27 protein-coding genes are annotated in these 26295 nt (G+C 72.8%); 10 read left to right on the forward strand and 17 right to left on the reverse strand.

From position 1 onward, the window contains the following. Positions 1-202 precede the first annotated feature (202 nt). Positions 203-1249: a phosphatase PAP2 family protein gene (locus ACIQ7M_RS38635; protein WP_403653205.1), complete on the forward strand. Its 1047-nt coding sequence runs from the start codon at positions 203-205 to the stop codon at positions 1247-1249. A gap of 141 nt (positions 1250-1390) precedes the next feature. Here the strand turns inward: ACIQ7M_RS38635 and ACIQ7M_RS38640 are convergent, their stop codons facing one another. The 4 genes from ACIQ7M_RS38640 to ACIQ7M_RS38655 all read right to left on the reverse strand — a co-directional run bounded on the left by ACIQ7M_RS38640 (position 1391) and on the right by ACIQ7M_RS38655 (position 4924). Then, entirely contained in the window at positions 1391-1606 is a 216-nt protein-coding gene (locus ACIQ7M_RS38640) for an I78 family peptidase inhibitor (RefSeq protein WP_384802721.1), read from the reverse strand. A gap of 363 nt (positions 1607-1969) precedes the next feature. Further along, positions 1970-3016, reverse strand: coding sequence for a helix-turn-helix transcriptional regulator (locus ACIQ7M_RS38645; RefSeq protein WP_403653208.1), 1047 nt, complete (start codon positions 3014-3016; stop codon positions 1970-1972). A gap of 90 nt (positions 3017-3106) precedes the next feature. Next, complete coding sequence (locus ACIQ7M_RS38650) at positions 3107-4387, reverse strand: ABC transporter substrate-binding protein (protein WP_403653211.1); 1281 nt, start codon at positions 4385-4387, stop codon at positions 3107-3109. A gap of 6 nt (positions 4388-4393) precedes the next feature. Continuing rightward, positions 4394-4924: a hypothetical protein gene (locus tag ACIQ7M_RS38655; protein WP_403653214.1), complete on the reverse strand. Its 531-nt coding sequence runs from the start codon at positions 4922-4924 to the stop codon at positions 4394-4396. Between the two features lie 122 nt (positions 4925-5046). On the opposite strand from ACIQ7M_RS38655, the gene ACIQ7M_RS38660 reads away from it, so the two are divergent. Genes ACIQ7M_RS38660 through ACIQ7M_RS38670 form a run of 3 tightly spaced genes read left to right on the forward strand, consistent with a single transcriptional unit; the run spans position 5047 to position 9448 of the window. Further along, positions 5047-5580 carry a hypothetical protein gene (locus ACIQ7M_RS38660; protein WP_403653217.1) on the forward strand — a complete coding sequence of 178 codons (534 nt, stop codon included), beginning with the start codon at positions 5047-5049 and terminating at the stop codon, positions 5578-5580. After that, complete coding sequence (locus tag ACIQ7M_RS38665) at positions 5580-8723, forward strand: ATP-binding cassette domain-containing protein (RefSeq protein WP_403653220.1); 3144 nt, start codon at positions 5580-5582, stop codon at positions 8721-8723. The genes ACIQ7M_RS38660 and ACIQ7M_RS38665 overlap by 1 nt, the downstream gene beginning before the upstream one ends. Beyond that, positions 8720-9448, forward strand: a complete 729-nt coding sequence (locus ACIQ7M_RS38670) for an ATP-binding cassette domain-containing protein (RefSeq protein WP_389850007.1) — start codon at positions 8720-8722, stop codon at positions 9446-9448. The genes ACIQ7M_RS38665 and ACIQ7M_RS38670 overlap by 4 nt, the downstream gene beginning before the upstream one ends. Here the strand turns inward: ACIQ7M_RS38670 and ACIQ7M_RS38675 are convergent. Together ACIQ7M_RS38675 and ACIQ7M_RS38680 are read right to left on the reverse strand one after the other, a co-directional pair. After that, positions 9336-10043, reverse strand: coding sequence for a transglycosylase family protein (locus tag ACIQ7M_RS38675; RefSeq protein ID WP_403653224.1), 708 nt, complete (start codon positions 10041-10043; stop codon positions 9336-9338). The genes ACIQ7M_RS38670 and ACIQ7M_RS38675 overlap by 113 nt on opposite strands. 188 nt (positions 10044-10231) lie before the next feature. Further along, positions 10232-10924 (reverse strand): transglycosylase family protein, encoded by a 693-nt coding sequence (locus tag ACIQ7M_RS38680; protein WP_355775671.1) that lies wholly within the window; start codon positions 10922-10924, stop codon positions 10232-10234. Positions 10925-11458: 534 nt separating this feature from the next. Between ACIQ7M_RS38680 and ACIQ7M_RS38685 the strand changes: the two genes are divergently transcribed. Both ACIQ7M_RS38685 and ACIQ7M_RS38690 read left to right on the forward strand, forming a co-directional pair. Beyond that, the gene (locus ACIQ7M_RS38685; RefSeq protein ID WP_355775669.1) at positions 11459-12232 is read left to right on the forward strand and encodes a hypothetical protein; all 774 of its coding nucleotides are present in this window, start codon (positions 11459-11461) and stop codon (positions 12230-12232) included. A 267-nt stretch (positions 12233-12499) separates the two neighbouring features. After that, entirely contained in the window at positions 12500-12841 is a 342-nt protein-coding gene (locus tag ACIQ7M_RS38690; protein WP_403653228.1) for a hypothetical protein, read from the forward strand. 76 nt (positions 12842-12917) lie between these two features. On the opposite strand, the gene der is transcribed toward ACIQ7M_RS38690, so the two are convergent. From der to aroH, 5 genes are all read right to left on the reverse strand, one after another. Continuing rightward, the gene (der, locus tag ACIQ7M_RS38695; RefSeq protein WP_355768068.1) at positions 12918-14396 is read right to left on the reverse strand and encodes a ribosome biogenesis GTPase Der; all 1479 of its coding nucleotides are present in this window, start codon (positions 14394-14396) and stop codon (positions 12918-12920) included. Between the two features lie 77 nt (positions 14397-14473). Beyond that, a complete protein-coding gene (locus ACIQ7M_RS38700) occupies positions 14474-15187 on the reverse strand; it encodes a lysophospholipid acyltransferase family protein (RefSeq protein WP_403653231.1) in 714 nt (237 codons plus the stop codon). Next, positions 15145-15840, reverse strand: a complete 696-nt coding sequence (gene cmk / locus ACIQ7M_RS38705; RefSeq protein WP_355768071.1) for a (d)CMP kinase — start codon at positions 15838-15840, stop codon at positions 15145-15147. Before cmk ends, ACIQ7M_RS38700 begins: the two co-directional genes overlap by 43 nt. A 133-nt stretch (positions 15841-15973) precedes the next feature. Next, positions 15974-17059 (reverse strand): prephenate dehydrogenase, encoded by a 1086-nt coding sequence (locus ACIQ7M_RS38710; protein ID WP_355768074.1) that lies wholly within the window; start codon positions 17057-17059, stop codon positions 15974-15976. After that, entirely contained in the window at positions 17056-17418 is a 363-nt protein-coding gene (gene aroH, locus ACIQ7M_RS38715) for a chorismate mutase (protein WP_266757076.1), read from the reverse strand. The genes ACIQ7M_RS38710 and aroH overlap by 4 nt, the downstream gene beginning before the upstream one ends. Positions 17419-17681: 263 nt before the next feature. Here aroH and ACIQ7M_RS38720 point away from each other — a divergent pair, with 263 nt between their 5' ends. The 4 genes from ACIQ7M_RS38720 (at position 17682) to ACIQ7M_RS38735 (ending at position 20210) form a co-directional block, all read left to right on the forward strand. Continuing rightward, on the forward strand, positions 17682-18365 hold the full coding sequence (locus ACIQ7M_RS38720; protein ID WP_403653236.1) for a hypothetical protein: 684 nt from the start codon (positions 17682-17684) through the stop codon (positions 18363-18365). 25 nt (positions 18366-18390) lie between these two features. Next, complete coding sequence (locus ACIQ7M_RS38725; RefSeq protein WP_386984231.1) at positions 18391-18975, forward strand: DUF6529 family protein; 585 nt, start codon at positions 18391-18393, stop codon at positions 18973-18975. Next, complete coding sequence (locus ACIQ7M_RS38730) at positions 18972-19382, forward strand: Rieske (2Fe-2S) protein (RefSeq protein WP_355768082.1); 411 nt, start codon at positions 18972-18974, stop codon at positions 19380-19382. Before ACIQ7M_RS38725 ends, ACIQ7M_RS38730 begins: the two co-directional genes overlap by 4 nt. Before the next feature lie 174 nt (positions 19383-19556). Then, on the forward strand, positions 19557-20210 hold the full coding sequence (locus ACIQ7M_RS38735; RefSeq protein WP_403653276.1) for a DNA polymerase beta superfamily protein: 654 nt from the start codon (positions 19557-19559) through the stop codon (positions 20208-20210). On the opposite strand, the gene ACIQ7M_RS38740 is transcribed toward ACIQ7M_RS38735, so the two are convergent. From ACIQ7M_RS38740 to ACIQ7M_RS38765, 6 genes are all read right to left on the reverse strand, one after another. Further along, complete coding sequence (locus tag ACIQ7M_RS38740; RefSeq protein WP_355768088.1) at positions 20178-20996, reverse strand: DNA polymerase beta superfamily protein; 819 nt, start codon at positions 20994-20996, stop codon at positions 20178-20180. The two genes, ACIQ7M_RS38735 and ACIQ7M_RS38740, sit on opposite strands and share 33 nt — an antisense overlap. Before the next feature lie 3 nt (positions 20997-20999). Next, positions 21000-22022, reverse strand: coding sequence for an ADP-ribosylglycohydrolase family protein (locus ACIQ7M_RS38745; protein ID WP_403653241.1), 1023 nt, complete (start codon positions 22020-22022; stop codon positions 21000-21002). Positions 22023-22033: 11 nt separating this feature from the next. Continuing rightward, complete coding sequence (locus ACIQ7M_RS38750; protein WP_386984226.1) at positions 22034-22777, reverse strand: NUDIX domain-containing protein; 744 nt, start codon at positions 22775-22777, stop codon at positions 22034-22036. 174 nt (positions 22778-22951) lie between these two features. Continuing rightward, the gene (locus ACIQ7M_RS38755) at positions 22952-24223 is read right to left on the reverse strand and encodes a pseudouridine synthase (RefSeq protein WP_355768097.1); all 1272 of its coding nucleotides are present in this window, start codon (positions 24221-24223) and stop codon (positions 22952-22954) included. Next, on the reverse strand, positions 24223-24879 hold the full coding sequence (gene scpB / locus ACIQ7M_RS38760) for an SMC-Scp complex subunit ScpB (protein ID WP_355768100.1): 657 nt from the start codon (positions 24877-24879) through the stop codon (positions 24223-24225). The genes ACIQ7M_RS38755 and scpB overlap by 1 nt, the downstream gene beginning before the upstream one ends. After that, positions 24876-26285 carry a segregation and condensation protein A gene (locus ACIQ7M_RS38765; RefSeq protein WP_403653246.1) on the reverse strand — a complete coding sequence of 470 codons (1410 nt, stop codon included), beginning with the start codon at positions 26283-26285 and terminating at the stop codon, positions 24876-24878. The genes scpB and ACIQ7M_RS38765 overlap by 4 nt, the downstream gene beginning before the upstream one ends. Positions 26286-26295: the final 10 nt, after the last annotated feature.

Raw genomic sequence — 26295 nt, forward strand, 5'->3', positions numbered from 1 at the left:
ACGCCATCATTCGGTGAACGAATATAAAAGTGCCATAAACTCGAAGCCCCTCGGCGATCAATGGAATTGAAGGCTCCGGGGTCCCGGGATTAGCGATTCATTAGAATTAATCATGATCCTGAGAGGAATCCCACATCACATCGTCATCACAAACCGAGTGATTCGGCCTGGAACGCAGCTCACTCGCTGTAACGTCGATTGAGTGCGTACCGAACGAAACCTCACCCGTCTGGACCGGGTCTTCGCCCGGCTGGACCGTGAGCCGGAACGACCGGCCCACATCGATGTGCCGAAGATGAGTCGGCACAGGGTTGTCCTCTTCGCGGCGACCCTGGCCTTCTACCTGGCGATCGTGTGGGCCGTGGCGATCACGTCGTGGCTGGTCCGGTTCGACTGGCAGGTCATGTTCTTCCGGCCCTACCAGCAGTGGCCGGAGATCCATGCGTTCCTGGACTACTACGTGGTACTCGGCCAGCGCGGCCCCACCGCGGTGATGGTCGCCTCATGGCTGGGCTGGCGTTCCTGGCGCCAGCACACACTGCGCCCGCTGCTCACCCTGGGCGCGTCCCTGCTGCTGCTCAACATCACGGTGGGCGCCGCGAAGCTCGGCATGGGCCGTCTCGGCCCGCACTACGCCATCACCATCGGCTCGAACGAGATGGGCCTGGGCGGCGATATATTTCCCTCGGGCCACACCGCCAACGCCGTCGTGACCTGGGGAATCCTGGCCTATCTGGCGTCGACCCCGAGAGCCAGACGCTGGCTCTCGGCGCTGTCCGCCGTGACCTCGCTGGGCGTCGGCCTCACCACCGTCTACCTGGGTACGCACTGGCTGAGCGATGTCCTGCTGGGCTGGGCCGCGGGTCTGCTGATCCTGCTGGCGCTGCCCTGGTGCGAGCCGCTGATCGCCCGCTCCGAGGCCGGGATCTTCGCGCTGCGCGATCTGTGGCGCACCCGTCGCGACCGCACCGCGCCCAGGCCCGCCCCGGTTCCCTCTCCGGTGCCCGCGCCGGTCATGTCCTCGCGGGCCGCCGCGGTGGACAGCGAGGTGCCGGCCCGCGGTGCCGTCGCCTCCCGCCCGCCCAGATCCCCCGTCCACCTGGCTCCGGGCCCGCACACCGCCCGCTCGGAGCGCACGCCGGTGACACCGGCGGGCAGCCGCCGTCCGGCCCACCCGGACCGTCCGCCGCATCCGGACCGTCCGACGCGCGCGACCGCCGCGGCCGCCCGTCCGCTGACGGGCGGCTGAGGACCGCGGGGCCGGTACGCACAACCTCTCCCCGCACAGTGAAGGCCCCCGGCTCGTCGAGCCGGGGGCCTTCGCACGTCGTGGGGCGGTGCTCACCCCGGTGCGGCGCGGCGGCGTGCCGCCGGGGCCGGGGCCGGGAGTTCAGCCCTTCCAGCAGCGCGTCACCGTACCGTCCGTGACCTCGAAGTTCAGCCGCCCCACCAGGTACTCCATGGTGATGATCGCGCCGGGCGGCAACGAGCGGACCGTCGGCCAGCCGCGCTCCCGCGCACGCTCGCGCGCCCCGCTCACCTCCAGCCCGACATAGCTCTCCGGATCGTCCTGCGGCTCTGTGTGAGAGGGGGGATTGGGTGCCATGACCGCCACGTTAGGCGGCACGCCCGGGCGGTGGAAGCCCGATCGGCGACGAAGCGTCACCTGTCCCCCGCCGGTCACGCTTCTGTCACAGGATCACGACACGTGTTTCGCCGAACTCCATCACCCGTATGAGGGGCCGCTTCCGGGTTCCGCACACCTTCGAACGCAATTCGGAGTCGTCGTACGAACGCCCCGAATAGCCTCGCGGAATGTGAGCGGCGGTGGCCCGGGCGGGCCCTGCGGCGCTTTTCCATTCCGGTCCGCTCCGATTCCGGCCCGGACCGCGGGAGCTGACGCCGCATAGGAAATACACGCCACGAGCACACAACCCCCGCACAGCCTCCGAGGCATCCAGGACTTCCGCTACGGCACGTGGACCGTGACCGGCGTCCCCTCGGGGCCGGGGTCCCCGGGCCCCTGCTTCGCGGGTCTCGATTCCCCGGGCTTCCGCCTCTCCAGCGCCCGGGACAACCGGTCCCGGGCCGTCCTGATCACGTCGCCGAGTTCGGGCGGCTCCAGGATCTCGAAGTCGAGGCCCGTCATCATCACGTGGACGACCATGACGTCGAGGCTCGGCGCCCCCGTGCGCAGGATGCAGGTGTCCTCGTCCGAGGCCTCCAGGGTCCCGGCCGAGGGCGAGATCCGCGCGGCGGCCTCCTCCAGCGGCACCAGCAGCCGGACGACGGCGTGCGTGGCGTAGGCGCCCGTGGAGACGCCCCTGGAGACGTACTCGGCCAGGTTCGCGGCCGGTGGCGTACGGGGCGTGAAGCGCGGTCCGTGCGGCGGGCGGGGCGTGACGCGGTCGGCCCGGAAGGTACGCCAGTCGTCGCGGTCGACGTCCCAGGCGACCAGGTACCAGCGGTGCTCGGTGCACACCAGCCGGTACGGCTCGACGGTCCGGCGCGTCGAGGACCCCCCGTGGTCGCGGTACTCGAAACGCAGCCGCTCACTGTCACGGCAGGCGTTGGCCAGTTCGGTGAGGACGGCGGGATCGACGACGGAGGCCCCCGGGCCGCGCAGCATCGGCACGGTGAAGGCGTTCAGCGCGCCGACCCTGCGGCGCAGCCGGCCGGGCAGGACCTGTTCCAGCTTGGCGAGCGCGCGTACGGAGGACTCGCCGATGCCCTCGATGCCCTGCCCGGCCGCCGTGCGCAGCCCCACGGCCACCGCGACGGCCTCGTCGTCGTCCAGGAGCAGCGGCGGCAGTTCGGCCCCCGCGCCGAGCTGGTACCCGCCGCCCGTACCGGGGCTGGCGTTGACGGGATAGCCGAGCTCGCGCAGCCGGTCCACGTCACGGCGGACGGTGCGTGCGGTGACGCCCAGCCGCTCGGCGAGGTCCGCGCCCGACCAGTCGCGGTGGGCCTGCAGCAGTGAGAGCAGGCGCAGCAGTCGTGCGGATGTCTCCAACATGCCGCCGAGTCTGCCAGCGCTCGCGGACAGCCACTGTCCGCAAGGCGCCGTCCCGTTACGGGCTTCACGGATTCACGGGCTTCACGGGCTTCACGGGCGGTAGGCGATCTGCGGTACGTCGAAGCAGTTCGTGTTCATGTCGCCCTGGGTGACCCAGCCCCTGCCGTCGCGCCAGCGGGCCACCGAGAGGCACGTCCGGCGCGTCTTCGGCGGCTCGGCCAACCGCTCGTAGGTGACGGGGAGCAGCAGGCCGCCCGCGGTGTAGGGCTCGCCCCGGTTCATGAACGCGTCGACGCACCCCCGGGTGATGCCCGTACGCGCGCAGGACCCGGCCGCGTCCGTGAACCACCGGGCCGCCGCCCATCCCTCCAGTTGCCACTGGGAGTGGGTCGACAGCCCCTTCGTCGCGTCGCGGAACTCCCGTACGGCGGTGTCGCCGGTGTCCTCGTAGTTGCGGCTCGACCCGGTGGCCCACAGCGCGTTGCGGCAGCGCGGCGCGTCCTTGTAGTCCTCGGGCACGCCGGACGTCCAGTTCTGGACGTTGGTCACCTTGGCGGTGACGTGGGCGCCGACATCGTCCATGGCCTTGCAGAGCTGGGAGTTGCCATGGGTGTCGAGGGCGTCGAAGACGAGGTCCGCGTGCTGTGCCTTCAGGTCGGCCGCGGCGGCCCGGAAGTCGGGCAGCGCGAAGTCGACCTGTTCGGAGACGACCCGGTAGCCCTCGGCCCTGAGCCCCTCGGTGACCAGCCGGGCGTAGGCGGCGGAGGCGGACTGGTTGTAGGAGACGACGGCGGCCGTACGGGCACCGTGGACGCGCTTGAAGTAGCGGTAGACCTCGGTGCCGCCGTACAGCTCGCCGCCCCAGCCGGGCGTGCCGTGGCGTGGCGCGAGGCTGCCGTAGATCCCGTACAGATGCGGATACGTGTCGTAGGCGGCGCCGATGGGCTGGCCGCCGATGTCGGGCACGCCCGCGCGGGACACCTGGGAGGCGCCCGCGTAGTCGAGCGCGGTCGTGGCGACGAGGGCGACGACCTTGTCCTGGTCGATCAGCCGGCGCACGCAGGCGCTGTTGCCGACACCGCTGCCGCCGTCGTCGCACGTCCGCACCTCGACCCGCCGCCCGTCGATGCCGCCCCGGGCGTCGAGCCGGTCGAACCAGGCCTTCGCCCCGTCACGCGGTCCGGTGAACGCGGAGGCGCCGACGGGGCTGGTGGCGCTGCTGATGACGCCGACGCGGATCGGCTCGGCGGACGCCCGGGGTGTGGGCGTGGCGCGGTTCTCGAAGTCGCTCTCGGGGAGCCGGCTGCCGCAGGCCGTGCCGAGCAGGAGCAGCAGGCCCGCGACGGCGGCGCCGGTCGCTGTGCGCCGCACCGCTGATCAGCAGCCCGGGACGGGACTCGACGACCCGTTGCCGCTGAGCTGCACCAGCGCGCAGAGCGTTTTGACGGAAACCTTCCAGGTGCCGTTCTGCTCGACGGCCGTCCCCGAGGCGTTCGGCAGGGCGGTGGCGCCGTTCAGGGTGAGCGTGTAGGTCACGTTCGCCTCGGTCGGCGAGGTGAACTCGATCTTCTCCACGTTCGACTTCACCTGCTGACCGCGCTGGTCACCGTTGAAGCCCTGCAGCACCGGGGCCATCCGCTCACCGTTCTCCAGGACGGCCAGCTTGTCCTTCGCCGAGACGGCCGGGTCGAAGAACTTCTCCCAGTTCTGCTTGATCTCCTGCTGGGCCGCGGCCGGGTCGGCCGGAGCCGTGGCGGTGGACTGTTCCGCCGTGGGTGTGGGCGACGCGGAACTCCCGCCGCCGCCGTTGTCGTCGCTGCACGCCGTGAGGGCCGCGGCGAGGACGAGAACCGCTGCCGCCGCCACTGACCCGACGTTCCCCCGCTTGAGGTCGCTCCCGAGAACCATCTGGCTCACCACCGGGTGTCGGTCCGGGCCAAAGGCGCCCGGTGCTTTCAGGGTCAGCTTCCAGAAGGCATAGTGCAAGCCATCGGCTGACATGGACAGATACCCGACGTGTGGGAGTCCGGATGCGGACAGCTCGACTGCGGGGCGCGCACCCCGTCCTGTGGGCCGGCTGGGCCGCGCTGGCCGCCGGGGCCGTGCTGTGTGTCATCGGCTGGTACGGCATCTCGGGCGAGCGGTACGCGGAACGCCAGCTCCCCTATCTCGCCTCCTGCACGGTGCCCGGTGCCGCGCTGATCATCGCCGGCGCGGTGCTGCTCACCCATGGCCGGAACGCCTCGGCGACGGCGCGCGTCGAGGAGCTGTACGGGCTGCTGGTGGCGGCCGGGGCCGCCGACGCCGAGGAGCCGGGGCCGCCGCCGGCCGTGCCGGTGGGCGCCGGCGGAGACCTCCTGATGGTGCCCGGCGGCACCCTGTACCACCGCGCGGACTGCCCCTTGGTGGCCGGGAAGCCGGAGGCCGTGCCGGCCGACTCGCGCGTCCTCGCGAGCGGGGACCTGGGACCGTGCCCGATCTGCGAGCCCGGCGCCGAGGAAGCCCCCTCCGCCGGTCCCGGCGACTCCGCCGGTCCGGGCGACTCAGCCGGTCCGGGCGACTGATGTCCTCGTTGACGTACGACCTCACGCTGGCCGGGCTCTCGATCGGTGCCGCCGCCGCGCTCACCGGGATCGGGCTGATCGTCACCTATCGCGCCACCGGCGTGCTCAACTTCGCGCACGGCGCGATCGCGATGGTGTGCGCGTATCTGCTGCGCCAGTTCACGGTCGAGTGGGGCTGGCCGCTCGCGCTCGGCGCGTCGGTGACCCTGCTGCTGGTGGCCCCGGCGATCGGGATGGCCTTGGAGTACTTCGTGTTCCGGCCACTGGCCCTCCTCGACGGGGACCCGGCGCAGACCCTCGTCGCGAGCATCGGGGTCTTCGTGCTGCTGGTCGGCGGGGCGGTGCTCGTGTGGGGCACCGGCGCGCGGGCGGACGCGCCGACGCTGGTGTCGGCGGATCCGTGGGGACAGCTCGCGGTGGCCGCCGTGCTGGCCGCCGGGGTGGGCGCGGTGACCCGCTGGACCCGCTTCGGAACGGAGCTGCGGGCGGTCGTCGACGACCGGCCGCTCGCGGTGCTCGGCGGGATCGACGCGGACCGGGTGGCCGCGGCGGGCTGGGCGTTCGGCTCGTTCACGGCGGGCCTGACCGGCGTGCTCCTCGCGCCGTACGTGCGGCTCGACCCGTACGGGCTGCCGCTGCTCGTCATCGAGGTCATGGCGGTCGCCGTGGCGGCCCGGATGCGCAGCCTCCCGGTGGCGATCGTGGTCGCGCTCGGCATCGGTGTCGCCCAGAGCCAGCTCACCCGGCTGCACCCCTCGGGCTGGGCGGAGCCGCTGCTCCTGGCGGTCGGCGCCAACCTCTTCGTGGTCGCGCTGCTCGTCGCCGCGCTCGTCCTGCCCGGCATCGGCACCCGTGACGCGCTCCCGCGCCCGGCGACGGTCCGCGTGCCGACGCCGCCCGGGGCCCGGGCCGTGGCCGTCGTGCTGTTCCTGCTGCCGCTGGGGTTCGCGGGCTCGGACCTGCACACGGCGGTGCAGGTGCCCGCGCTCGGTGTCGTCCTGCTGTCGTTGGTCGTGGTCACCGGCCGCGGCGGCCAGATCTCGCTGGGGCAGGCCGCGTACGCCGGTCTCGGCGCCCTGTTCACGGCGCTGCTGGCCGCGGGCCGGTTCCCCGGGCTGCCCCGGCTGCCCGAACTGGCCGCGCTCGCGGTGGCCGTGCTCCTGGTGGCCCCGCTCGGTGTGCTGACCGGCTGGCCGGCCATCGAACGGCACGGTCTGGCGCTCGCGGTGGCCACCTTCGCGGTGGGTGTGGGTGTCAGCCGGTTCGTGTTCGCGCAGCCGTACGCGGTGGCGGGCCTGTCCCTGGGCCGGCCGGCCGGATTCGGCGGGGACCGCGCGTACTACGTCCTCGAACTCGTCCTGCTGGCCGCCGCCCTGCTCGCCGCGCACACCCTGCGCCGGGGCAGGACGGGCCGGGCCCTCGCCGCCATGCGGGACCACGAGGCGGGCGCGTCGGCGGCGGGCGTCCGCGTCCCGGAGCTGAAACTGACCGCGTTCGTCGCGGGGGCCGCGCTGGCCGCGCTGGGCGGGGGCATGCTCGGCATGGGGCTGCGCGCCTTCGACGCCGCCCAGTACGACCCGGTCCGCAGTCTGCTCTGGTTCGCGGCGGTCGTCGTGCTCGGCGCCGACAGCGTCCTCGGGGCGCTCGTCGCCGCGGCACTGCTCGTCGGGCTGGACGCGGGGGCTCGCGGCGGGGTGGCGGCCGCCCTGATCGGCCTCCTCGCCGTCCTCGTCGGCCGCTTCCCCGAGGGCCCGTACGAGGCCCTGCGCACGGCCACGTCCCGGCGCCGCCGCCCCCGGGCGACCCTGACCCCTCTGGGCACCCGGGCCCGCCGCCACCTGCGCACCGCCGACAGGGGCCACCTCGCAGCAGTCGGGCCCCCGGCGGGCCGGGGATCATTGCCGGCGAAGGACGCCATGGCGGCCACGGGGGCCAGGGCGGCGGAGGGCGCCGCGGCCCCCGCGGCGACCGGCCCCGCCGGGGAACCCGGGCCGCCCCGCCGACGTCCGGCGGCACCAGCCGGCATCAGCCCGAAAGCCCGACCACGTCCGGGCCCTGCCACCGCCGACCCGCACCGAGAAGCCGGACAGGGCCCGAGTCCCACCACGCCGACCGACACCGGCCGGAAAGGCGAGCCTCGCCCGCGCCCCACGGCGGGCGCCGACACCGGCCGGAAAACCGGACCACACCCGGAACCCGCCACGCCGACCGACACCGGCCGGAAGACCGGACCCCGCCCGAGTCCCACGGCGCCCACCGACACCGGCCAGGAGACCGGGCCTCGTCCGAGTCCCACCGCGCCCACCGGCACGGGCCGGGACCCCGGACCCCGCGCGGGCGCGACCGCGTCCGTCTCGTCCGCCGGAGGTGTCGGCGCGGGAACGCGGGCCGGGGGCCGAGGTGGACCGGGGCGGTGGGCCGGGGGCGGAGGAGTCCGGTCCGGGGGTTCGGGCGGGCCGTTGCTGACCGCCCGTCGGCTTCGCGTCGTCCACGGCGGGTTCACCGCCCTCGACGAGGTCGCCCTCGACGTCCCAACCGGCCGGGTCACCGCGGTCGTGGGACCCAACGGGGCCGGGAAGAGCACCCTCTTCCACTGTCTCGCCGGCACCCTGCGCCCCTCGGGCGGTCAGGTGCTGCTCGGAGGGCGGGACATCACACGGCTGGCGGCGCACGCCAGGACCCGGCTGGGCATCGCGCGGACCTTCCAGCAACTGGCCGTCTTCCCGTCGCTGACCGTCGCCGAGAACGTGCGCGTGGGCGCCGAACAGGGCGGCCGTACCGTCGATCGGGGGTCGGCGGAGCGGGCGTTGCGGCTCTTCGGGCTCGACGGGCCGGTGCGGTCGCTGCCCGCGGCGGGCCTTCCCACCGGCACACTCCGGCGCGTGGAACTGGCCCGCGCGCTCGCCGGGAACCCCCGGGTGCTGCTGCTCGACGAGCCCGCGGCCGGTCTCGACACCACCGAGGTGGCCGCGCTGGCCCGGGTCCTGCGGGCGCTGGCCGCGGACGGCATGGCCCTCCTGGTGGTCGAGCACGACCTCGATCTGGTCGCCGACCTGGCGCACACCGTCCACGTGATGGCGGCCGGACGGATCGTCACCTCGGGTCCCGCCGACCGCGTCCTGGACACGGGGACCGGCGGATGAGCATCGCCCTGCGCGCCGCGCGCGTACGCTACGGCCCCCTGGAGGCCCTGCACGGCGTGAGCCTGGTGGCCCCCGGCCCCGGCCTCACCGTGCTGCTGGGACGCAACGGCTCCGGCCGTACGACGGCGCTGCGTGCCCTCGCCGGGACCGTGCCGCTCGCGGCCGGCGCCGTCGTCTGGGACGGCGCCGACGTGACCCGCCTGCCCGCGTTCGAGCGGGCCCGGCGCGGGCTGTGCCTCGTCCCGGAGCGCCGGGCGGTGTTCGGTTCCCTGACCGTCCGCGAGAACCTGGAACTCGGGGCGGCCGACCTCCCGGCGGCCCTGGAGGCCTACCCGGAACTGGCCCCGCTGCTCCCCCGCCGCGCGGGGACCCTCTCCGGCGGCGAACAGCGCATGCTGGCCCTGACCCGCGCCCTGGCGGCCCGCGCGCGCGTGGTGCTCGTCGACGAACCGGCGCAGGGCATGTCGCCAGCGGTCGCGGCCCGGACGTACGCGCTCCTGGGCGCTCTCGACGCGTGCGTGGTGATCGCCGAGCAGCGGCTGCCGCCGGGACTGCGCGAGCGGCCGGGCCGGACGACGTACGTGCACGAACTGCGCCGTGGCGCGGTCGTGTTCAGCGGAGAGGCCACGGAGACGGTGGCGCGGAGTGGTGGGCCACCGGGTTCAGGGGCGGCCCGAACAGGACGGGACCCCCGGCGCGGGATGCGCCCGCCGCCCTCGGGATGACGAGCTGGAGGCCCTTGACCAGCCGGTCGGGGCTGGCGCCGATCTTCTTCTTGTTGACGTTGTAGAGCGTGCGCCAGCCACCCTGCACCTTGTACTTGCGGGCGATCGACACGAGCGTCTCGCCCGCCTTCACCACGTGGAAGGGCCCCTGGAGTCCGTACGTCCTGGAGCACTCGGGCCAGGCGCCCCAGCCCTGGACGGCCTGCACCTTCTTGGCGACCTTGATCTGCTGGGCGCGGGTGGCGAGATCGGCGCGCGGCGCGTAGGCGAGCCCTCCGAACGCGACCCAGGTGGGCTGCCAGAACTGGAGGCCGCCGTAGAAGCCGTTCCCGGTGTTGATGTGCCAGCGGCCGCCGCTCTCGCACTCGGCCAGACAGGTCCAGGGCCACTCGTCGTTCGCGCAGTCGAAGGCCCCGCGGACGGATCCGGGACCCGGGAGCGGGGGCGGTGCCGCCGTGTCCGCGGCGTTCGCGGTGCCGGGGACGAGGGCGGCCAGTACGGCGGCCACGGCGGCGGCGTACCGCACACGAGCGGTCGGCAGCCGGGACGCGGTGCGTGCGGTCGGCGGAATCCGCCTGCTCGGCATGAAGGACATCGGGCCACGCTAAGCAGCGCGTCCCGCCCACCCGACGAGCCCACGCCCGGCACGCCCGGGGCCCCACCCGGTCGGAGGACCGGGCGGGGCCCGAGGCATGTCCGCGAGGCTCGCCCGCGGTCACGCCCCACCCGGTCCGGTCCTGAGGACCGGACCGGGTCCGTGCCCGGCGCGAGGGGGAGCGTGGCTCAGATGTCGAGCCGCTGGCCGGGCACGATCAGGTCGGGATCACCGCCGATCACGGACTGGTTGGCGGCGTAGATCTTCCGCCAGGTGGTCCCGTGCCGCGCGGCGATGGCACTCAGGGTGTCGCCTTCACGGACGGTGTAGTCGCCGCGGGACGAGCCGCGGTTCACGTGGCCCGGCGTACGGGACGGCGTCTTTGCCGCTTCCCGCCTTGCCGGGACGGACTTCTGTGCCGGCTTCGAGGCCGCCTTGGCGCTCGCGGAACCCGTCGACCGCCCGGAGCCCGAGGAGCCGGGCGCGTTGCCGTAGGCGCCGGCGCGGGCAGAGCAGGTGGGCCAGGCGCCCCATCCCTGTGCGCCCTGGACCTTGGTCGCGACGGCTATCTGCGCGCTCCTGGAGGCCTTGTCGGCGGTCGGCGCGTACGCCGCGCCGCCGTAGGCGCGCCAGGTGCCGGCGGAGAACTGGAGTCCCCCGTAGTAGCCGTTGCCGGTGTTGATGTGCCAGTTGCCGCCGCTCTCGCACTGGGCGATGCGGTCCCACACTCCACTGTCGGCCGCCGTGGCGTCGCCGGTCGCGGCGAGCAGTCCGAGCGGGGCGAGCAGTGCCGCCCCGGCGAGGACCGCCGTCGTACGTGTCTTGTTCGCCGTACGAGCCTTGTGGCCGTTCTCGTGAGTGCTGTCGGCACATGCGGACATGTATTTCCCTCTCGAAACACCCGGGGTCCCCCAGGACGGGACGCGGTGACCTGCGCGTAGGACGCGGCCCTCGCGCTCCGACCCGTCCACCGGCGGCGTGCTGTGATCCGAAGCGGATCGGCCGGCGGACGTTCCCGAGCGGTGCTCGTTGCACACGGCGCAGGAATCTATGGACCCCGGCGCCCCGATATCAACCAACTCCTTGTCATTCGAGGCCAGTTAGCAGTTACCGCAAGTATCATCGATTTTCGGCCACCCACTTCATTGGGTGATTTCCGGATTTGTCGACCCGCGCCCGGTGTGATCTGTGACTTACTTCACCCAGTCAACTTCCTTAGGCCTCTTGGAAGTTGACTGGGAGTAACCAATTCCGGGGGCGTCTTCACCCTGGGCGTCGGATGGTTCGATTCCGTTCGCCCTCGGGCGTGACTCCGGCCACAGATCACCCGTTGACATCTTCATGAGCCGGGAACCCCCGATTCATGGGCCGGGAGCCACCCGGCACCGCCACGCACCGCATCCCGAGGAGCCACCGTGCCGCGCATGCTCGACGTCAGCGACGACGTACGCGCCGAGATCGGCGACGAAGAAGCCGACCGGCTGCTGGCCGGAGAGAACGCCCCCGGCAGTTACGACTGCACGTCGTGCCGCACCCCGGGCGACTCGGAACAGGAGCGGACCAGCACCGTCCTGTTCATCGGCGACGAGACCGCCGTCCTCGCCTTCGCCCACGCCACCTGCCTGCCCTCGCAGGTCGTCCAGGTCACCGAGGAACAACTCCAGGGCGCCGTCCGCTCGATCCACCCCGACGGCGCGCCCGCCGACCCCGTCCCCGAGCAGGCCGTGCTCGGTGTCACCAGCGGACTCGTCCTGATCAACGGCGAGCTGCACCCGGCACTCGTGGTCGAGCCGACAGGGCCGATCGTGCGACCGGGCTCGACCGACATCGGCGACGACTTCCTGCCCCTGCTGATCGAGCAGGGCTTCATGCCCGCGACCGAGCTGCACTCGGTGCCGCCGGTCCTGCACGGCTGGTCCGTCCTGCTCGCGGCGGGCCAGCTCCACGCCGTGCTCCAGCCGGGCACCGGCGGCGGCTCGCCCGTCGCCTGGTGGCAGGCCCACCAGGCGCTCCAGGTCACCGACGGCTGGCGCGCCGCCGCGAACAAGCTCCAGCAGGTGCTCCTGTTCGCGGCGCCGGTCGGCTCGATCGGCCGTCAGCCGCGGGAGGACCTGCTGCGCGACGCGCTCGACAAGGCGGCGGCAAACGGCAAGCTGGTCGCGGCGGCGATGCCGCTCGCCGGCATCTGAGACCGGCCGACGGGCAGGGCGGGGAACCGCGGGCGGGGCGGCCGGCATCGGCCGCCCCGGGGTGCCCGCGCGGTTCCCCGCGCCCCCGCGCGCGCCGGTCACTCCGGACCGCCCGCGAAATGACCGTTCCGGCCGCATCCGTTGGGCGGCGGGGTCGTTGGCACGTACGTGCACACCTACGACGTCCCCGGCAACCGGCCGTTCCAGCCGGTCCCCCCCTCTGGCTCCCCCCTCCGTTCGAGCAGAGAGGTGCAGGCGTCGAGTCGGGTGCTGGACTCCCATCAGGCCGGCTCATCGGCCACGCCGATCTACGACGCGCTCTACGCCGAGTGGATCAGGGCGTTCAGGACCCTGCCCGGCGACCGTCACGGCGAGGAGAACATGGGCTTCAAGGCCTTCGGGATCCTCGGGCGCGGTTCGAACTCGTTCAGCTCGTCGGGCACGTACAGCTCGTACAGCGCGGGAGCGCAGACGGCCCGGCAGATCGCCGCACAGCACGCGCACACCTCGACCACGACGTCCCCCTGGCAGCCGGGCTCCGGCCGGCACGGCGCCGGGACGCACCACATCCCGGCCGCGCTGCCGCCCGCCCCCCGCAGGGGCCTGTAGCGGCGAGGACCGTGAGCGAGGACGCGTGAGGGGCGGCTCCCCGGGGGAGCCGCCCCTCACGTTTCGCCCGTGGGCGTTACTTCTTCTTGTTCGCGCCGCGCTTCTCGCGCACCCGCACCGAGATGTGGATCGGCGTGCCCGCGAAGCCGAACTCCTCGCGCAGCCGGCGCTCGATGAAGCGGCGGTAGCCGTGCTCGATGAAGCCTGAGGCGAAGAGCACGAACCGCGGGGGCTTGGTGCCCGCCTGCGTGCCGAACAGGATGCGGGGCTGCTTGCCGCCGCGGACCGGGTGCGGGTGGGCGGCGACCAGCTCGCCGAGGAAGGCGTTCAGGCGGCCGGTCGGGACGCGGGTCTCCCAGCCGTCCAGGGCCGTCTCGATCGCCGGGACGAGCTTCTCCATGTGCCGGCCGGTGCGGGCCGAGACGTTCACCCGGGGCGCCCAGGCCACCTGGGCGAGCTCGGTCTCGATCTCCCGCTCCAGGTAGTAGCGGCGCTCCTCGTCGAGGGTGTCCCACTTGTTGAAGGCGAGGACGATGGCGCGGCCGGCGTCGACGGCCATGGTGACGATGCGCTGGTCCTGCACCGAGATGGTCTCGGACGCGTCGATCAGGATGACCGCGACCTCGGCCTTCTCGACGGCGGCGGCGGTGCGCAGCGAGGCGTAGTAGTCCGCGCCCTGCTGGAGGTGGACGCGCTTGCGGATGCCCGCCGTGTCGACGAACTTCCAGGTGATGCCGCCGAGTTCGATGAGCTCGTCGACGGGGTCACGGGTGGTGCCCGCGATCTCGTTGACGACCACGCGGTCCTCGTTCGCCACCTTGTTCAGCAGCGAGGACTTGCCGACGTTCGGGCGGCCGATGAGGGCGATGCGGCGGGGGCCGCCGACCGCGGTGCCGAAGGTCTGCGCCGGGGCCTCGGGCAGCGCCTCCAGGACGGCGTCGAGCATGTCGCCGGTGCCGCGGCCGTGCAGCGCGGAGACCGGGTGCGGCTCGCCGAGCCCGAGGGCCCAGAGGTACGAGGCGTCGGACTCGCCGCTCATGCCGTCGACCTTGTTGGCGCACAGGACGACGGGCTTGCCGGCCTTGCGGAGGAGACGTACGACCGCCTCGTCGGTGTCGGTCGCGCCGACCTTGGCGTCGACGACGAAGACGACGGCGTCGGCGGCCTCGATCGCGTACTCGGCCTGGGCGGCGACGGACGCGTCGATGCCGAGGACGTCCTGCTCCCAACCGCCGGTGTCGACGAGCTTGAAGCGGCGGCCCGCCCACTCGGCCTCGTAGGTGACGCGGTCGCGGGTGACGCCGGGCTTGTCCTCGACGACGGCCTCGCGGCGGCCGATGATGCGGTTCACCAGGGTCGACTTGCCGACGTTCGGGCGGCCGACGACGGCGAGGACGGGCAGCGGGCCGTGGCCCGCCTCCTCGATCGCGCCCTCGACGGCCTCGATGTCGAAGCCCTCTTCCGCGGCGAGCTCCATGAACTCCGCGTACTCGGCATCGCCAAGCGCCCCGTGATCGTGCTCTGCCGAGCCGTCGGGCTGGATGTGGTCGTTCATGAAGTCCGTACCTCGTCGTTCATTCGTGGTGATCGGTGGGTCACCCGCAAACCGGGTGATCCACTACTAAGTGTCGCCTAACGCCCGGCGGGGCGCCCGGCGTTTTCCCGGCGTCCGGTCAGATGTCTGGCGTTGTCCAGGTGTGCGCTGAGGTGCTTCTGGATGCGGCCGGTGGCCTCGTCCAGCGCCTGTCGCGTGCGCCGGCCGCTGCCGTCGCCCGCTTCGAAGGGGTCTCCGAAGACGACGTCGACCCTGCTGCGCAGCGGGGGCAGCGCCTTGGTCAGCCTGCTGGTCCGCTCGGAGCTTCCCAGGACCGCCACGGGGACGATCGGGGCTCCGCTGCGTACCGCGAAGTACGCGAGCCCGGCCCGCAGCGAGGCGAAGTCGCCCTCGCCCCGGGTGCCCTCGGGGAAGATCCCGAGGACTCCGCCGGACGCCAGGACGCCGAGGGCGTCCGTGATGGCGGCACGGTCGGCGATCTCCCGGTCGACCTTGAGCTGGCCGATGCCCAGCAGGAACGGGTCGAGCGGGCCGACGAACGCTTCCTTCTTGATCAGGAAGTGCGTGGGCCTGGGCGCGACGCCCATGACCATCGGCCCGTCGATGTTGTGGGAGTGGTTCACGGCCAGGATCGCCGGTCCGGTCGCGGGGACCTTCCAGGCGCCGAGCACGCGCGGCTTCCACAGCCCGTACATCAGACCGACGCCGATGCGTCGCCCGACGTCGGCGCGTCTCGCGGAGGGTGCGCTCACTTGGCGGCCCGCTTCTCCTCGACGAGGGTGACGACACACTCGATGACCTGCTGGAGCGTGAGGTCGGAGGTGTCCACCTCGACCGCGTCGTCCGCCTTGGCGAGGGGGGAGGTCTTGCGGCTGGAGTCGGCCGCGTCCCGCTTGACGAGCGCCTCGCGGGTCGCGTGTATGTCCGCGCCCTTGAGCTCACCGCTGCGCCGGGCGGCACGCGCCTCCGGGGAGGCGGTGAGGAAGATCTTCAGGTCGGCGTCGGGCAGCACGGTGGTGCCGATGTCCCGGCCCTCGACGACGATGCCGGCCGGCGCGGACGCGGCGAGCGCGCGCTGCAGCTCGGTGATGCGGGCACGCACCTCGGGCACCGCGCTGACCGCGCTGACCTTGGAGGTGACCTCCTGCGTACGGATCGGGCCGGCGACGTCGGTCCCGTCGACCGTGATGGTCGGCTCGGCCGGGTCGGTGCCGGAGACGATCTCCGGCTTGCCCGCGGCGGCGGCGATCGCGGAGGTGTCCGTGATGTCGATGTCGTTGCTGACCATCCACCACGTGATGGCGCGGTACTGCGCCCCCGTGTCCAGGTAGCTCAGACCGAGCTTCGCGGCCACGGCCTTCGAGGTGCTCGACTTGCCCGTGCCGGAGGGGCCGTCGATGGCGACAATCACAGCCGGAGCGGTACGGGCGGCGCCGTTGTCCACGGTGGGAACACCTTCCTGGTGCGGGGTGGAGGTCTCTGCGGGACGCGAGCGCGCCCCGCACAAGGTTACCGGCCCCGGAGACCCCGTATTACTGGCCCTTCCCGGGGCCCGCTCACCGGGAAGGGCGCCGGTCCTACTGGCGCAGCGCCCAGCCCCGCTCCCGCAGGGCCGCGGAGAGCACCGGCACGGCCTTCGGCTCCACCATGAGCTGCACCAGACCGGCCTGCTGACCGGTGGCGTGCTCGATGCGTACGTCCTCGATGTTGACGCCGGCCATCCCCGCGTCGGCGAAGATGCGGGCGAGCTGACCGGGCTGGTCGTCGATGAGGACGGCCACGACCTCGTAGACGCGCGGCGCGGAGCCGTGCTTGCCGGGGACGCGGACCTGGCCCGCGTTGCCGCGGCGCAGGACGTCCTCGATGCCGGAGGCGCCCTCGCGGCGCTTGGCCTCGTCGGAGGACTGCAGGGCGCGCAGGGCCTGGACGGTCTCGTCGAGGTCGGCGGAGACGTCCGCGAGGAGGTCCGCGACGGGGCCCGGGTTCGCGGAGAGGATGTCGATCCACATCCGGGGGTCGGAGGCCGCGATCCGGGTCACGTCGCGGATGCCCTGGCCGCAGAGCCGTACCGCCGTCTCCTCCGCGTGCTGCAGGCGCGCGGCGACCATGCTGGACACCAGGTGGGGCATGTGCGAGACGAGCGCCACGGCGCGGTCGTGGGCGTCCGCGTCCATGACGACGGGCACGGCACGGCAGTGCGAGACCAGTTCCAGGGCGAGGTTCAGGACCTCGGTGTCCGTGTCACGGGTCGGGGTGAGGACCCAGGGCCGGCCCTCGAAGAGGTCGCCGCTCGCGGCCAGCGGGCCGGACTTCTCGCGGCCGGACATGGGATGGGTGCCGATGTACGGGGTGAGGTCGAGGCCGAGCGCCTCCAGCTCGCGGCGGGGGCCGCCCTTGACGCTGGCGACGTCGAGATAGCCGCGGGCGAGACCGCGGCCCATGGCGTCCGCGAGGGTCGCGGCCACGTGCGCGGGCGGTGCGGCGACGATCGCGAGGTCGACCGGTCCCTCGGGTGCCTCGTCCGTGCCGGCGCCGAGCGCGGCCGCCGTACGGGCCTGCTCCGGGTCGTGGTCGGCGAGGTGGACGACGACGCCGCGGGCGGCGAGCGCGAGGGCGGCGGACGTGCCGATCAGCCCGGTTCCGATGACGAGCGCGGTCCTCACTGGGCGATGTCCTTGCGCAGTGCGCCCGCGGCGCCGAGGTAGACGTGCACGATGTCGGCGCGCGGCCGGTCGGACTCGATGTGGGCGAGGACACGGACCACCCGGGGCATCGCGCCCTCGATGTCCAGTTCCTGGGCGCAGATCAGCGGGACGTCGACGATGCCCAGCTTGCGCGCCGCCGCGGCCGGGAAGTCGCTGTGCAGATCGGGGGTCGCGGTGAACCAGATGCTGATCAGGTCGTCCGTGGTGAGCGCGTTGCGCTCCAGGATGGCGGTGAGCAGCTCGCTGACCTGCTCGTCCATGTGTCCGGCCTCGTCCCGTTCGAGTTGGACGGCGCCCCGGACCGCTCGTACCGCCACGGTGATGCTCCTCGCTGATCTGTGTGCCTGTCGTGTCACACCAGCGTAGTCAGCCCCTCGCGCGCGGGTGCGCGGCGCCCGCCTGACGAGACGCGGGGAACGCGTGGGACCGGGCCCGGGACGGCGGCCCGGCCCCGCCGGTGTCACCCGAATCGCCCCATTCCGTCACCTCTGGCGAGAACGCGTCCGTGCGCCTCTGGACGCGGGCGCGCTCGTCCGCTCTCATGGCTCATGGCAGGCGGCCCGCGCCGGGGGAGGACCGGATGAAGCGACCAGGACCCCTTCTCACCCTCCTCGCGGGGCTCGTGCTCGGTGTGTTCCTGTTGACGCTCAACGCGACGACCGGGACGAAGAGCACCTCGAATCCGTACAAGGAGGCGTCGCCGGGCGTCTCGGTGTCGGCCACCGCGCCACCGGCCTCCGCCTCTCCCCCGCAGTCGCCGTCGGCGTCGTCGACTCCGTCTCCCTCCCGCACCGCCGTGCCCAACGCCGACTACGCGGGCCGCACCGACGACGACTCCTCGGCCGTCGCGGTCTCCCTGCGGGGCGGCAGGGCGATCGCCTATTTCTGCGACGGGCACGACAAGGAGTCCTGGCTGAAGGGTGACGTCGAGGACGACGGCACCATGAAGCTCACGGGCGGGAACGGCGACGAGCTGAACGGCACCCTCCGGGACAACAAGCTGATCCGCGGCACGGCCGACGTCGGCGGGCAGCGGTACGCGTTCACCGCCGACCGGGCCGTCAAGCCGTCCGGCCTGTACCGGGCGACGGCCACCGTGCGCGGCGCGAAGATCGACGGCGGCTGGATCGTGCTGCCCGGCGGGCGGCAGGTCGGCGTCGTCGAGCGCGACGGCACGCCCTCGGCGGCGCCCGAGATCGACCCGGAGACCGGCGCCGTGACCATCGACGGCCAGAAGATCATCGCCCGTCCTGTCACCCCCTGACCTCCTCCTCCACAGGGAGCCGTTCATGACCGTGGACCCGAACGCCGCCACCCAGGGCTTCCCCTCCCCGCCGCCCGGCCACGGCCGCCCGAGCGCCGCCCGCTACCTCGTCCCGGCCCTGGTCGGCGCGGCCGTCGCGGTCGCCCTCGGCGCCTACGGCAAGGTCCACGACCCGGCGGGAACGGCGTTCAACCTCGCCGGTTTCAGCAGCGAGGGCGCCGTCAAGTCCTGGCTGGCGACGACGGCCTTCTTCTTCGCCCTCGTGCAGCTCGTGTCGGCGCTCATGCTGTACGGAAAGCTGCCGGGCCCGTCCTGGTCGGCGACGCTGCACCGGTGGTCGGGGCGCGTCGCGTTCCTGGTGGCGGTGCCGGTCGCGGTGCACTGCCTGTACGCGTTGGGCTATCAGACGTACAGCACGCGCGTCATGTGGCACTCGCTCCTGGGGTGCTTCTTCTTCGGTGCCTTCAGTGCCAAGATGCTGCTGCTCCGCTCGGAGCGCCTGCCCGGCTGGCTGCTGCCCGTCGTCGGCGGCCTCGTCTTCGCCGTGCTCACCGCACTCTGGCTGACGTCCGCCTTCTGGTTCTTCCGTACGTTCGGAGTGACGACATGACCCACCGCTCGACACGGCGCACGGTGATCCTCACCACGGGCGCGTCCGCGCTGCTCGCGGCGTGCAGCCAGTACAGCGACGGCAACGGCTCCTCGGACACGTCCCCGAAGGCGTCCAGCGGACAGCAGCTCGCCACGACCGGCGACATCCCGGTCGGCGGAGGCACCGTCTTCAAGGACCAGAAGGTCGTCGTCACCCAGCCGGCGAAGGGCGACTTCAAGGCCTTCTCGGCCGTCTGCACCCACCAGGGGTGCCTGGTGGACAAGGTGGCGAGCGGCACGATCGACTGCCCGTGCCACGGCAGCAAGTTCAGCGTCGAGGACGGGGCGGTGAAGGCCGGTCCCGCGCCGCGTCCGCTGCCCGCGGAGAAGATCACGGTGCAGGGAAACTCGATCCGGCTGGCGTGAGAGGGCCCGTACGCTCCTGGCATGCGCTCCGAGCCCCCCGTACCCCAGGCAGCCCCGACGCGGCCGGTGTCCCCGGCACCGGTGGTGCCGCCCTCGCCGTCCGACGCGTCCGCGGCGGCGGTCCCGGCGGCCGGGCTCTCGCTGGTGCGGGACCACACGGTCTACTCCTGCGTGATGGGGTCACGCGCCTTCGGGCTGGCCACGGACGACAGCGACACGGACCTGCGGGGCGTCTTCCTCGCCCCCACCGCGCTGTTCTGGCGCTTCGAGAAGCCGCCGACCCATGTGGAGGGCCCGGCGCCGGAACAGTTCAGCTGGGAACTGGAGCGGTTCTGCGCGCTCGCGCTGCGCGCCAACCCGAACATCCTGGAGTGCCTGCACTCCCCCCTGGTCGAGTACGTGGACGACTGCGGCCGTGAACTCCTCGCCCTGCGCCAGGCCTTCCTGTCCCGTCAGGCGCACGAGACGTTCACCCGCTACGCCGTGGGCCAGCGCAAGAAGCTGGAGGCCGACGTCCGCACGCACGGCGCCCCGCGCTGGAAGCACGCCATGCATCTGCTGCGCCTGCTGACGAGTTCGCGCGACCTGCTGCGCACCGGGTACCTGACGATCGACGTCGGGGAGCAGCGCGAGCCGCTGCTCGCGGTGAAGCGGGGCGAGGTGTCCTGGGGCGAGGTCGAGCGCCGGATGCTCCGGCTGGCGGCGGAGGCCGACGAGGCGGCCGACCGCAGCCCGCTCCCGCCCGAACCGGACCACGCGCGCGTGGAGGACTTCCTGATCCGGACCCGCCGCGCCTCAGCGCTCCGGGACGCCGCCGGACACCGCTAGACGGCCGGGGACCATGTCCTCGCCTCCCCCGAAGCCGTCCAGGCGGACCCTGACGACGAAGTCGTGCAGCGCGTCGAATGCGGAGGCGGTGTCCGGCAGTTCGGAGGCCTCCTGTGCCTCGTCGAGCAGGACGTGCAGCCTCTCGACGTCCTCCTCGACCCGGTCGCGCGGGATGTCCGCCGGCCCGTGCTCGCGCTCCGCCTTCGCGGCGATCAGGTCCGGGAGATACGCGGGTGAGGCGATCTGTCCGGCCAGCGTGGGCAGATCGGCCTGCACCTCGCCGCTGCGCATGAGGTGGACGCCGGTGAGCAGCACACGGAACGTGTAGAGCAGCGGCTTGAGTTCGCCGCTCTTCTCGAAGAGCCGCCACTGCGTGGCCGCGAACCCGCGGTAGTGGTGGGCGTGGTGGCGGGTGAGGACCCCGGGGGCGAGCGCGATCAGTTCACGGTGCTCCTCGCTCGTGCGCACGACCAGCGGCGACAGCAACTGCTCCAGCACATAGCCGTTGCGCCGCAGCATGAGCCGTACGAACTTGCGCAGGTCGTGGGTGACCAGGTCCATCTCGGTCCCGTCCTGGAACCACATGCGCGACCGGGTCTCCTCCGGCTCGCCCAGCCCGACGAGGGCGGCCGTCGGCAGCAGGTGGACACCGCGCAGGTCGACGTCGGAGTCGCGGGAGGGGAAGCCGTACAGGTGCGCCCCGGAGACGGTGGCGAAGAGGACGGGGTCGGGCTGTTCGCCCACCACGCTCGCGAGATCGGCGCCGGGACCGAGGACGTCTGTCATGGCTCAAGCATCCCAGAGCGCCCCCAGGGACATGAGGTCGCTGTGGTACTCGATGCGGTCGGCCCAGTCGGTCGGCCAGGCCTCGGAGCCGAGGTGGGCTCCCGCGAACGCCCCGGTCAGGCAGGCGATGGAGTCGGAGTCGCCCGAGGTGCAGGCGGCCCGGCGCAGCGCGGTGACGGGTTCGTCGACGAACATCAGGAAGCACAGCAGACCGGTGGCGAACGCCTCCTCGGCGATCCAGCCCTCGCCGGTGGCGAGGCAGGGGTCGTCCTCGGGCGACGCGGTGCGCACGGCCTGGCGGAGGTTGCCCAGGACGGCGATGCACTCGTCCCAGCCGCGGGAGATGTACACCTCGGGTGTGGCGTCGTGGGAGAAGGCCCACAGGTCGCCGAGCCAGCGGGAGTGGTAGCGGTACCGGTTCTCGTGCGCGTACGAGAGCAGCAGGCCGATCAGTTCCGCGGGCTCGGCTCCCTGGGAGAGCAGCCGGACGGTGTGCGCGGTGAGGTCCGAGGCGGCGAGCGCGGTGGGGTGGCCGTGGGTGAGGGCGGCCTGGAACTGGGCGGCGCCCGCGCGCTGTTCGTCGCTGAGGCCGCGGACGAGGCCCACGGGAGCCACGCGCATGTTGGCGCCGCAGCCCTTGGAACCGGGCTGGCTGGCCTCCTGCCAGCGGCGCTTCTCGTCCTTGAGGAGGTCGCAGGCGACGAGGCAGGTCCGGCCGGGGGCCCGGTTGTTCTCGGGCGACTGGTACCAGTTCACGAACTCCTCGCGCACCGGCCGTTCCATGCGCAGCGGGCCGAGCAGGCCGCGGTCCATGGCGGTGCGCAGTCCGTGGGCCAGCGCCAGGGTCATCTGGGTGTCGTCGGTGACGATCGCGGGCCGGGGCAGCGCCATCTGCCGCCAGGGGCCGAACTTGTCGAGTATCGCGGGCACGGAATTGAACTCGGTGGGGAACCCGAGCGCGTCTCCGAGGGCCAGGCCGATGAGCGAACCGGTGGCGGCGCGTTTGGTCAGGGTCGTGCTGGTCATCGGGGCCGTCCTTACGAGGTGGGACGCAGCAGTGGTGGATGCAGAGCCTTGGCGTCGCCCGCGCGGTAGAGGGCGGCGGGTTTGCCGCGGCCGCCGGTGAGGCGTGCGGCACCGGGGACCTGTTCGACGAATCCGGGCGTGGCGAGGACCTTGCGCCGGAAGTTGGGCCGGTCGAGCGCGGTGCCCCACACCGTCTCGTAGACGTGCTGCAACTCGCCGAGGGTGAACTCGGGCGGGCAGAAGGACGTGGCGAGGCAGGAGTACTCCAGCTTGGCGCCGACGCGTTCGTGGGCGTCGGCGAGGATCCGGTCGTGGTCGAAGGCGAGCGGGCCGAGCGCGTCGAACGGCCGCCATTCGGCCCGTGCCGCGTCGCCGCCGCCGCGCGGTTCGGGCGGGTCGGGCAGCAGGGCGGCGAACGCGACGGAGACAACCCTCATACGGGGGTCGCGGTCGGGTTCGGTGTAAGTGCGCAACTGCTCCAGGTGCAGTCCCGAGAGGTCCGACAGGCCGGTCTCCTCGGCGAGTTCACGCCGTGCCGCCGCCTCGGCGGACTCGCGGGGCAGCACGAAGCCGCCGGGCAGGGCCCAGCGGCCCGCGTACGGTTCCTGGCCCCGTTCGATCAGCAGCACCTGGAGTGCGCCCGCGCGCACGGTCAGGACGGCCAGGTCGACGGTGACGGCGAAGGGCTCGAAGGCGTATTTGTCATAGCCCTCGGGTGCCGCACCACCGGGCGTGCGGCTCTCCCCTGTCCCCACCCCGTGCCCCTTTCTTTATGGTCATCTTGACCATGGTCACTACGACTATAAAGGGAGCGGTGGCTGTCAACAAGGTTCTCGGACACGGAAGTTGCGCTCGCGTGAGCCGGGGCGGAAACACGACGGCCGGCCCCGGAGAAGCTCCGGGACCGGCCGTCGTACGAGCGGGAGGGATCAGAGACCGACCTCGGCCATGAGCATGCCGACCTCGGTGTTCGACAGGCGGCGCAGCCAGCCCGACTTCTGGTCGCCCAGGGTGATCGGGCCGAAGGAGACGCGCACCAGCTTGTCGACCGGGAATCCGGCCTCGGCGAGCATGCGGCGCACGATGTGCTTGCGGCCCTCGTGCAGGGTCACCTCGACGAGGTAGTTCTTGCCGGTCTGCTCGACGACACGGAAGTGGTCCGCCTTCGCGTACCCGTCCTCGAGCTGGATGCCGTCCTTGAGCCGCTTGCCCAGGTCACGCGGGATCGGGCCCACGATGTGCGCGAGGTAGACCTTCTTCACGCCGTACTTGGGGTGGGTCAGCCGGTGCGCCAGCTCGCCGTGGTTGGTGAGCAGGATGACACCCTCGGTCTCGGTGTCGAGCCGGCCCACGTGGAAGAGCCGCGTCTCGCGGTTCGTCACGTAGTCGCCGAGGCACTGACGGCCCTCGTTGTCCTCCATCGTGGAGACGACACCGGCGGGCTTGTTCAGCGAGAAGAACTGGTACGACTGCGTCGCGACCGTCAGGCCGTCGACCTTGATCTCGTCCTTCTCCGGGTCGACGCGCAGACCCTGCTCCAGGACGATCTCGCCGTTGACCTCGACCCTGGCCTGGTCGACCAGCTCCTCACAGGCACGCCGGGAACCGTAGCCCGCGCGCGCGAGCACCTTCTGCAGGCGCTCGCCCTCCTCCTCGGCGCCCGGGAAGGTCTTGGGCAGCTTGATCTCGGGCTTGCCCGCGTACCGGTCGCGGTTGCGCTCCTCGGCCCGGGTCTCGTACTCACGGGAGCGCGCGTTCTCGGTACGGCCGCCGCGCTGCTGGCTCTGCTTGGGGCCGCCCTTGGCTCCGCCGCGTGCCGAGGCTCCGCGCCCGGACTTCGGGCCCTCGTGCGTGCCACCGGGGCCTACGTCGTAGCGACGCTCCTCGGGACGGGGCTTGCTGGGACGCTTGGGCTGGTCGTCACGCCCCGTGCCCGAACCCGCCGCCGAGCTCCTCGGCTGGAAGCCGCCGCCCGTACCGCGCGAGCCGCCACCGCTGCCACCGCGCGAGCCGCCACCGCTCCCACCACGGGAGCCGCCACCGCTCCCACCGCGGGAGCCGCCACCGCTTCCGCCGCGCGAGCCACCGCCTCCGCCGGCCCCACGGGGCGCGCCGCTGCCACGCGAACCGCCGCTCCCGCCGGTTCCGCGCGGGTTGCCGCGCCCGCTGTTACTGCCACTGCCGCTGCCACTGCTTCGCATCAAAGTTCCGTCGTCGTCGTGTCGTCTGCGTCTGCATCCGGTGCGTCCGGATCGAACGACGGGACCCCTTCCAGCGTCTCTGCCTCGATCGCGTCCGCCTCGGGGAGGAAGGGCGCGAGCTCCGGGAGCTCGTCCAGACCTCGCAGGCCCATTCGCTCCAGGAAGTAGTTCGTCGTCGTGTACAGGATCGCACCTGTTTCGGGTTCCGTGCCCGCCTCCTCGACCAGACCGCGCTGGAGGAGGGTCCGCATCACGCCGTCACAGTTGACTCCGCGGACCGCGGAGACCCGGGACCGGCTCACCGGCTGGCGGTACGCGACGACCGCCAGAGTCTCCAGGGCCGCCTGGGTGAGCCGGGCCTGCTGGCCGTCCAGGACGAAGCGTTCGACGGCGCTCGCGTAGGCGGGACGCGAGTAGAAGCGCCAGCCGCCCGCGATCAGCCTGAGCTCGAATCCGCGGCCCTGGACGGTGTACTCGTCGGCCAGCGCGCGCAGCGCGTCCGCGACCTGCCGCCGGGGCCGCTCCAGGATCTTGGCGAGGTGCTCCTCGGTGGCCGGCTCGTCCACGACCATCAGGACGGCCTCCAGGGCGGCCCCGAGATCGAGGTCGGCGACGGTGGGCGGCCCCGCGGGGGTGCCGGTGGTCTCCTCGCTCACGCCTTCTCCTTCTTGGTCCCGCGCCCCGCCCCGTCGTCCGCCTTCTTGGTCCCGCGCCCCGCCTCGTCGTCCGCCTTCTTGGTCCCGCGCCCCGCCTCGTCGTCCGCGGTCTCCGCCGGCCGGTCGAACTCGTCGGTCACCCGGGGCGTCTCTTGGCCCTCCCCGCCCGTCCAGCGCACCATGAGGTCCCCGAGGGCCTCCTCCTGGTCCAGGGCGACGGCCTTCTCCCGGTAGAGCTCCAGCAGGGCCAGGAAGCGGGCGACCACGGTGAGGGTGTCGTCGGTGTCCTCGACGAGCGAGCGGAAGCTGGCCTCACCGAGTTCCCGGAGCCGCGCCACCACGATCCCGGCCTGCTCCTGCACGCTGACGAGCGGCGCGTGGATGTGGTCGACGTACACCTGGGGCTTGGGCTTCGGCTGCATCGCCTTCACGGCGAGCCGCGCGAAGCCCTCGGGACCGATGCTGATGACGACCTCGGGCAGCAGCTCGGCGTACTGCGCCTCCAGGCCGACGGTACGGGGGTAGCGGCGGGCCTCCTCCGCCAGGCGCGTGTTGAAGATGTCCGCGATCTGTTTGTACGCGCGGTACTGGAGCAGCCGCGCGAACAGCAGGTCCCGGGCCTCCAGCAGAGCCAGGTCGCCCTCGTCCTCGACCTGGGCGGAGGGCAGCAGCCGGGCCGCCTTCAGGTCGAGGAGGGTCGCCGCGACGACGAGGAACTCGGTCGTCTGGTCGAGATCCCAGTCCGGGCCCATCGCGCGGATGTGTGCCATGAACTCGTCGGTGACCTTGGACAGCGCCACTTCGGTGACATCGAGCTTGTGCTTGGAGATGAGCTGGAGCAGCAGATCGAAGGGCCCCTCGAAATTCGAGAGCCGCACCTTGAAGACCCCGTCCCCTCCCCCGTCCCCGGCGGGGGCTCCGGGCGTCCCGGAGGGCTCGGCCGGGGCGTCTCGCGGATCGGGGGGCTCCGTGGATGCCGGGGGCGCCTCGGTCGTCGCTCCGGCCGCCATCGACCGCTCTCCCGGCTCGTCCGGCGGCGCGAGCGGCTCGTCCGGCGGCGCGGGCGGCTCGTCTGGCGGCGCGAGCGGCTCGTCCGGCGGCGCGGGCGGCTCGTCCGGCGGCTCGGCGGGGCCTCCTGGCGTCCCGGAGGGCTCGGCCGCGGTACCCGGCCCCGCCGGCCCCCCGGCGCCCTCACGGGGCGCCTGGGAGGGCTCACGGGGGCTCTTCGGGGGTTCGGCCGACGGGCCGGGCGGCGGTTCGACGGGCGGGGCGATCGTGGGGCCGGCCGGTGTGCCGGTCGGCTCGGGCGGTGCCTCGACCGGTCCTGGCGCGCTGCCGGGACCGCGCCCCAGTGCACGCCGACGGCCGCCGGGGGCGGCTGACGGAGGCGGGACGTTCGAGGTCATAGCCGTCGAA

Source organism: Streptomyces sp. NPDC096324, assembly GCF_044763015.1.
Classification (GTDB): domain Bacteria; phylum Actinomycetota; class Actinomycetes; order Streptomycetales; family Streptomycetaceae; genus Streptomyces.

Coding starts and splice junctions, on each gene's coding strand:
- ACIQ7M_RS38655 (WP_403653214.1), bottom strand. CDS start 4,924: ATGGTTCTCGGGAGCGACCTCAAGCGGGGGAACGTCGGGTCAGTGGCG.
- ACIQ7M_RS38645 (WP_403653208.1), bottom strand. CDS start 3,016: ATGTTGGAGACATCCGCACGACTGCTGCGCCTGCTCTCACTGCTGCAG.
- ACIQ7M_RS38640 (WP_384802721.1), bottom strand. CDS start 1,606: ATGGCACCCAATCCCCCCTCTCACACAGAGCCGCAGGACGATCCGGAG.
- ACIQ7M_RS38730 (WP_355768082.1), top strand. CDS start 18,972: ATGACCCACCGCTCGACACGGCGCACGGTGATCCTCACCACGGGCGCG.
- ACIQ7M_RS38665 (WP_403653220.1), top strand. CDS start 5,580: ATGTCCTCGTTGACGTACGACCTCACGCTGGCCGGGCTCTCGATCGGT.
- ACIQ7M_RS38725 (WP_386984231.1), top strand. CDS start 18,391: ATGACCGTGGACCCGAACGCCGCCACCCAGGGCTTCCCCTCCCCGCCG.
- ACIQ7M_RS38675 (WP_403653224.1), bottom strand. CDS start 10,043: ATGTCCTTCATGCCGAGCAGGCGGATTCCGCCGACCGCACGCACCGCG.
- ACIQ7M_RS38660 (WP_403653217.1), top strand. CDS start 5,047: ATGCGGACAGCTCGACTGCGGGGCGCGCACCCCGTCCTGTGGGCCGGC.
- ACIQ7M_RS38740 (WP_355768088.1), bottom strand. CDS start 20,996: ATGACAGACGTCCTCGGTCCCGGCGCCGATCTCGCGAGCGTGGTGGGC.
- ACIQ7M_RS38720 (WP_403653236.1), top strand. CDS start 17,682: ATGAAGCGACCAGGACCCCTTCTCACCCTCCTCGCGGGGCTCGTGCTC.
- ACIQ7M_RS38755 (WP_355768097.1), bottom strand. CDS start 24,223: ATGCGAAGCAGTGGCAGCGGCAGTGGCAGTAACAGCGGGCGCGGCAAC.
- ACIQ7M_RS38765 (WP_403653246.1), bottom strand. CDS start 26,285: ATGACCTCGAACGTCCCGCCTCCGTCAGCCGCCCCCGGCGGCCGTCGG.
- ACIQ7M_RS38670 (WP_389850007.1), top strand. CDS start 8,720: ATGAGCATCGCCCTGCGCGCCGCGCGCGTACGCTACGGCCCCCTGGAG.
- ACIQ7M_RS38680 (WP_355775671.1), bottom strand. CDS start 10,924: ATGTCCGCATGTGCCGACAGCACTCACGAGAACGGCCACAAGGCTCGT.
- der (WP_355768068.1), bottom strand. CDS start 14,396: ATGAACGACCACATCCAGCCCGACGGCTCGGCAGAGCACGATCACGGG.
- ACIQ7M_RS38735 (WP_403653276.1), top strand. CDS start 19,557: ATGGGGTCACGCGCCTTCGGGCTGGCCACGGACGACAGCGACACGGAC.
- ACIQ7M_RS38745 (WP_403653241.1), bottom strand. CDS start 22,022: ATGACCAGCACGACCCTGACCAAACGCGCCGCCACCGGTTCGCTCATC.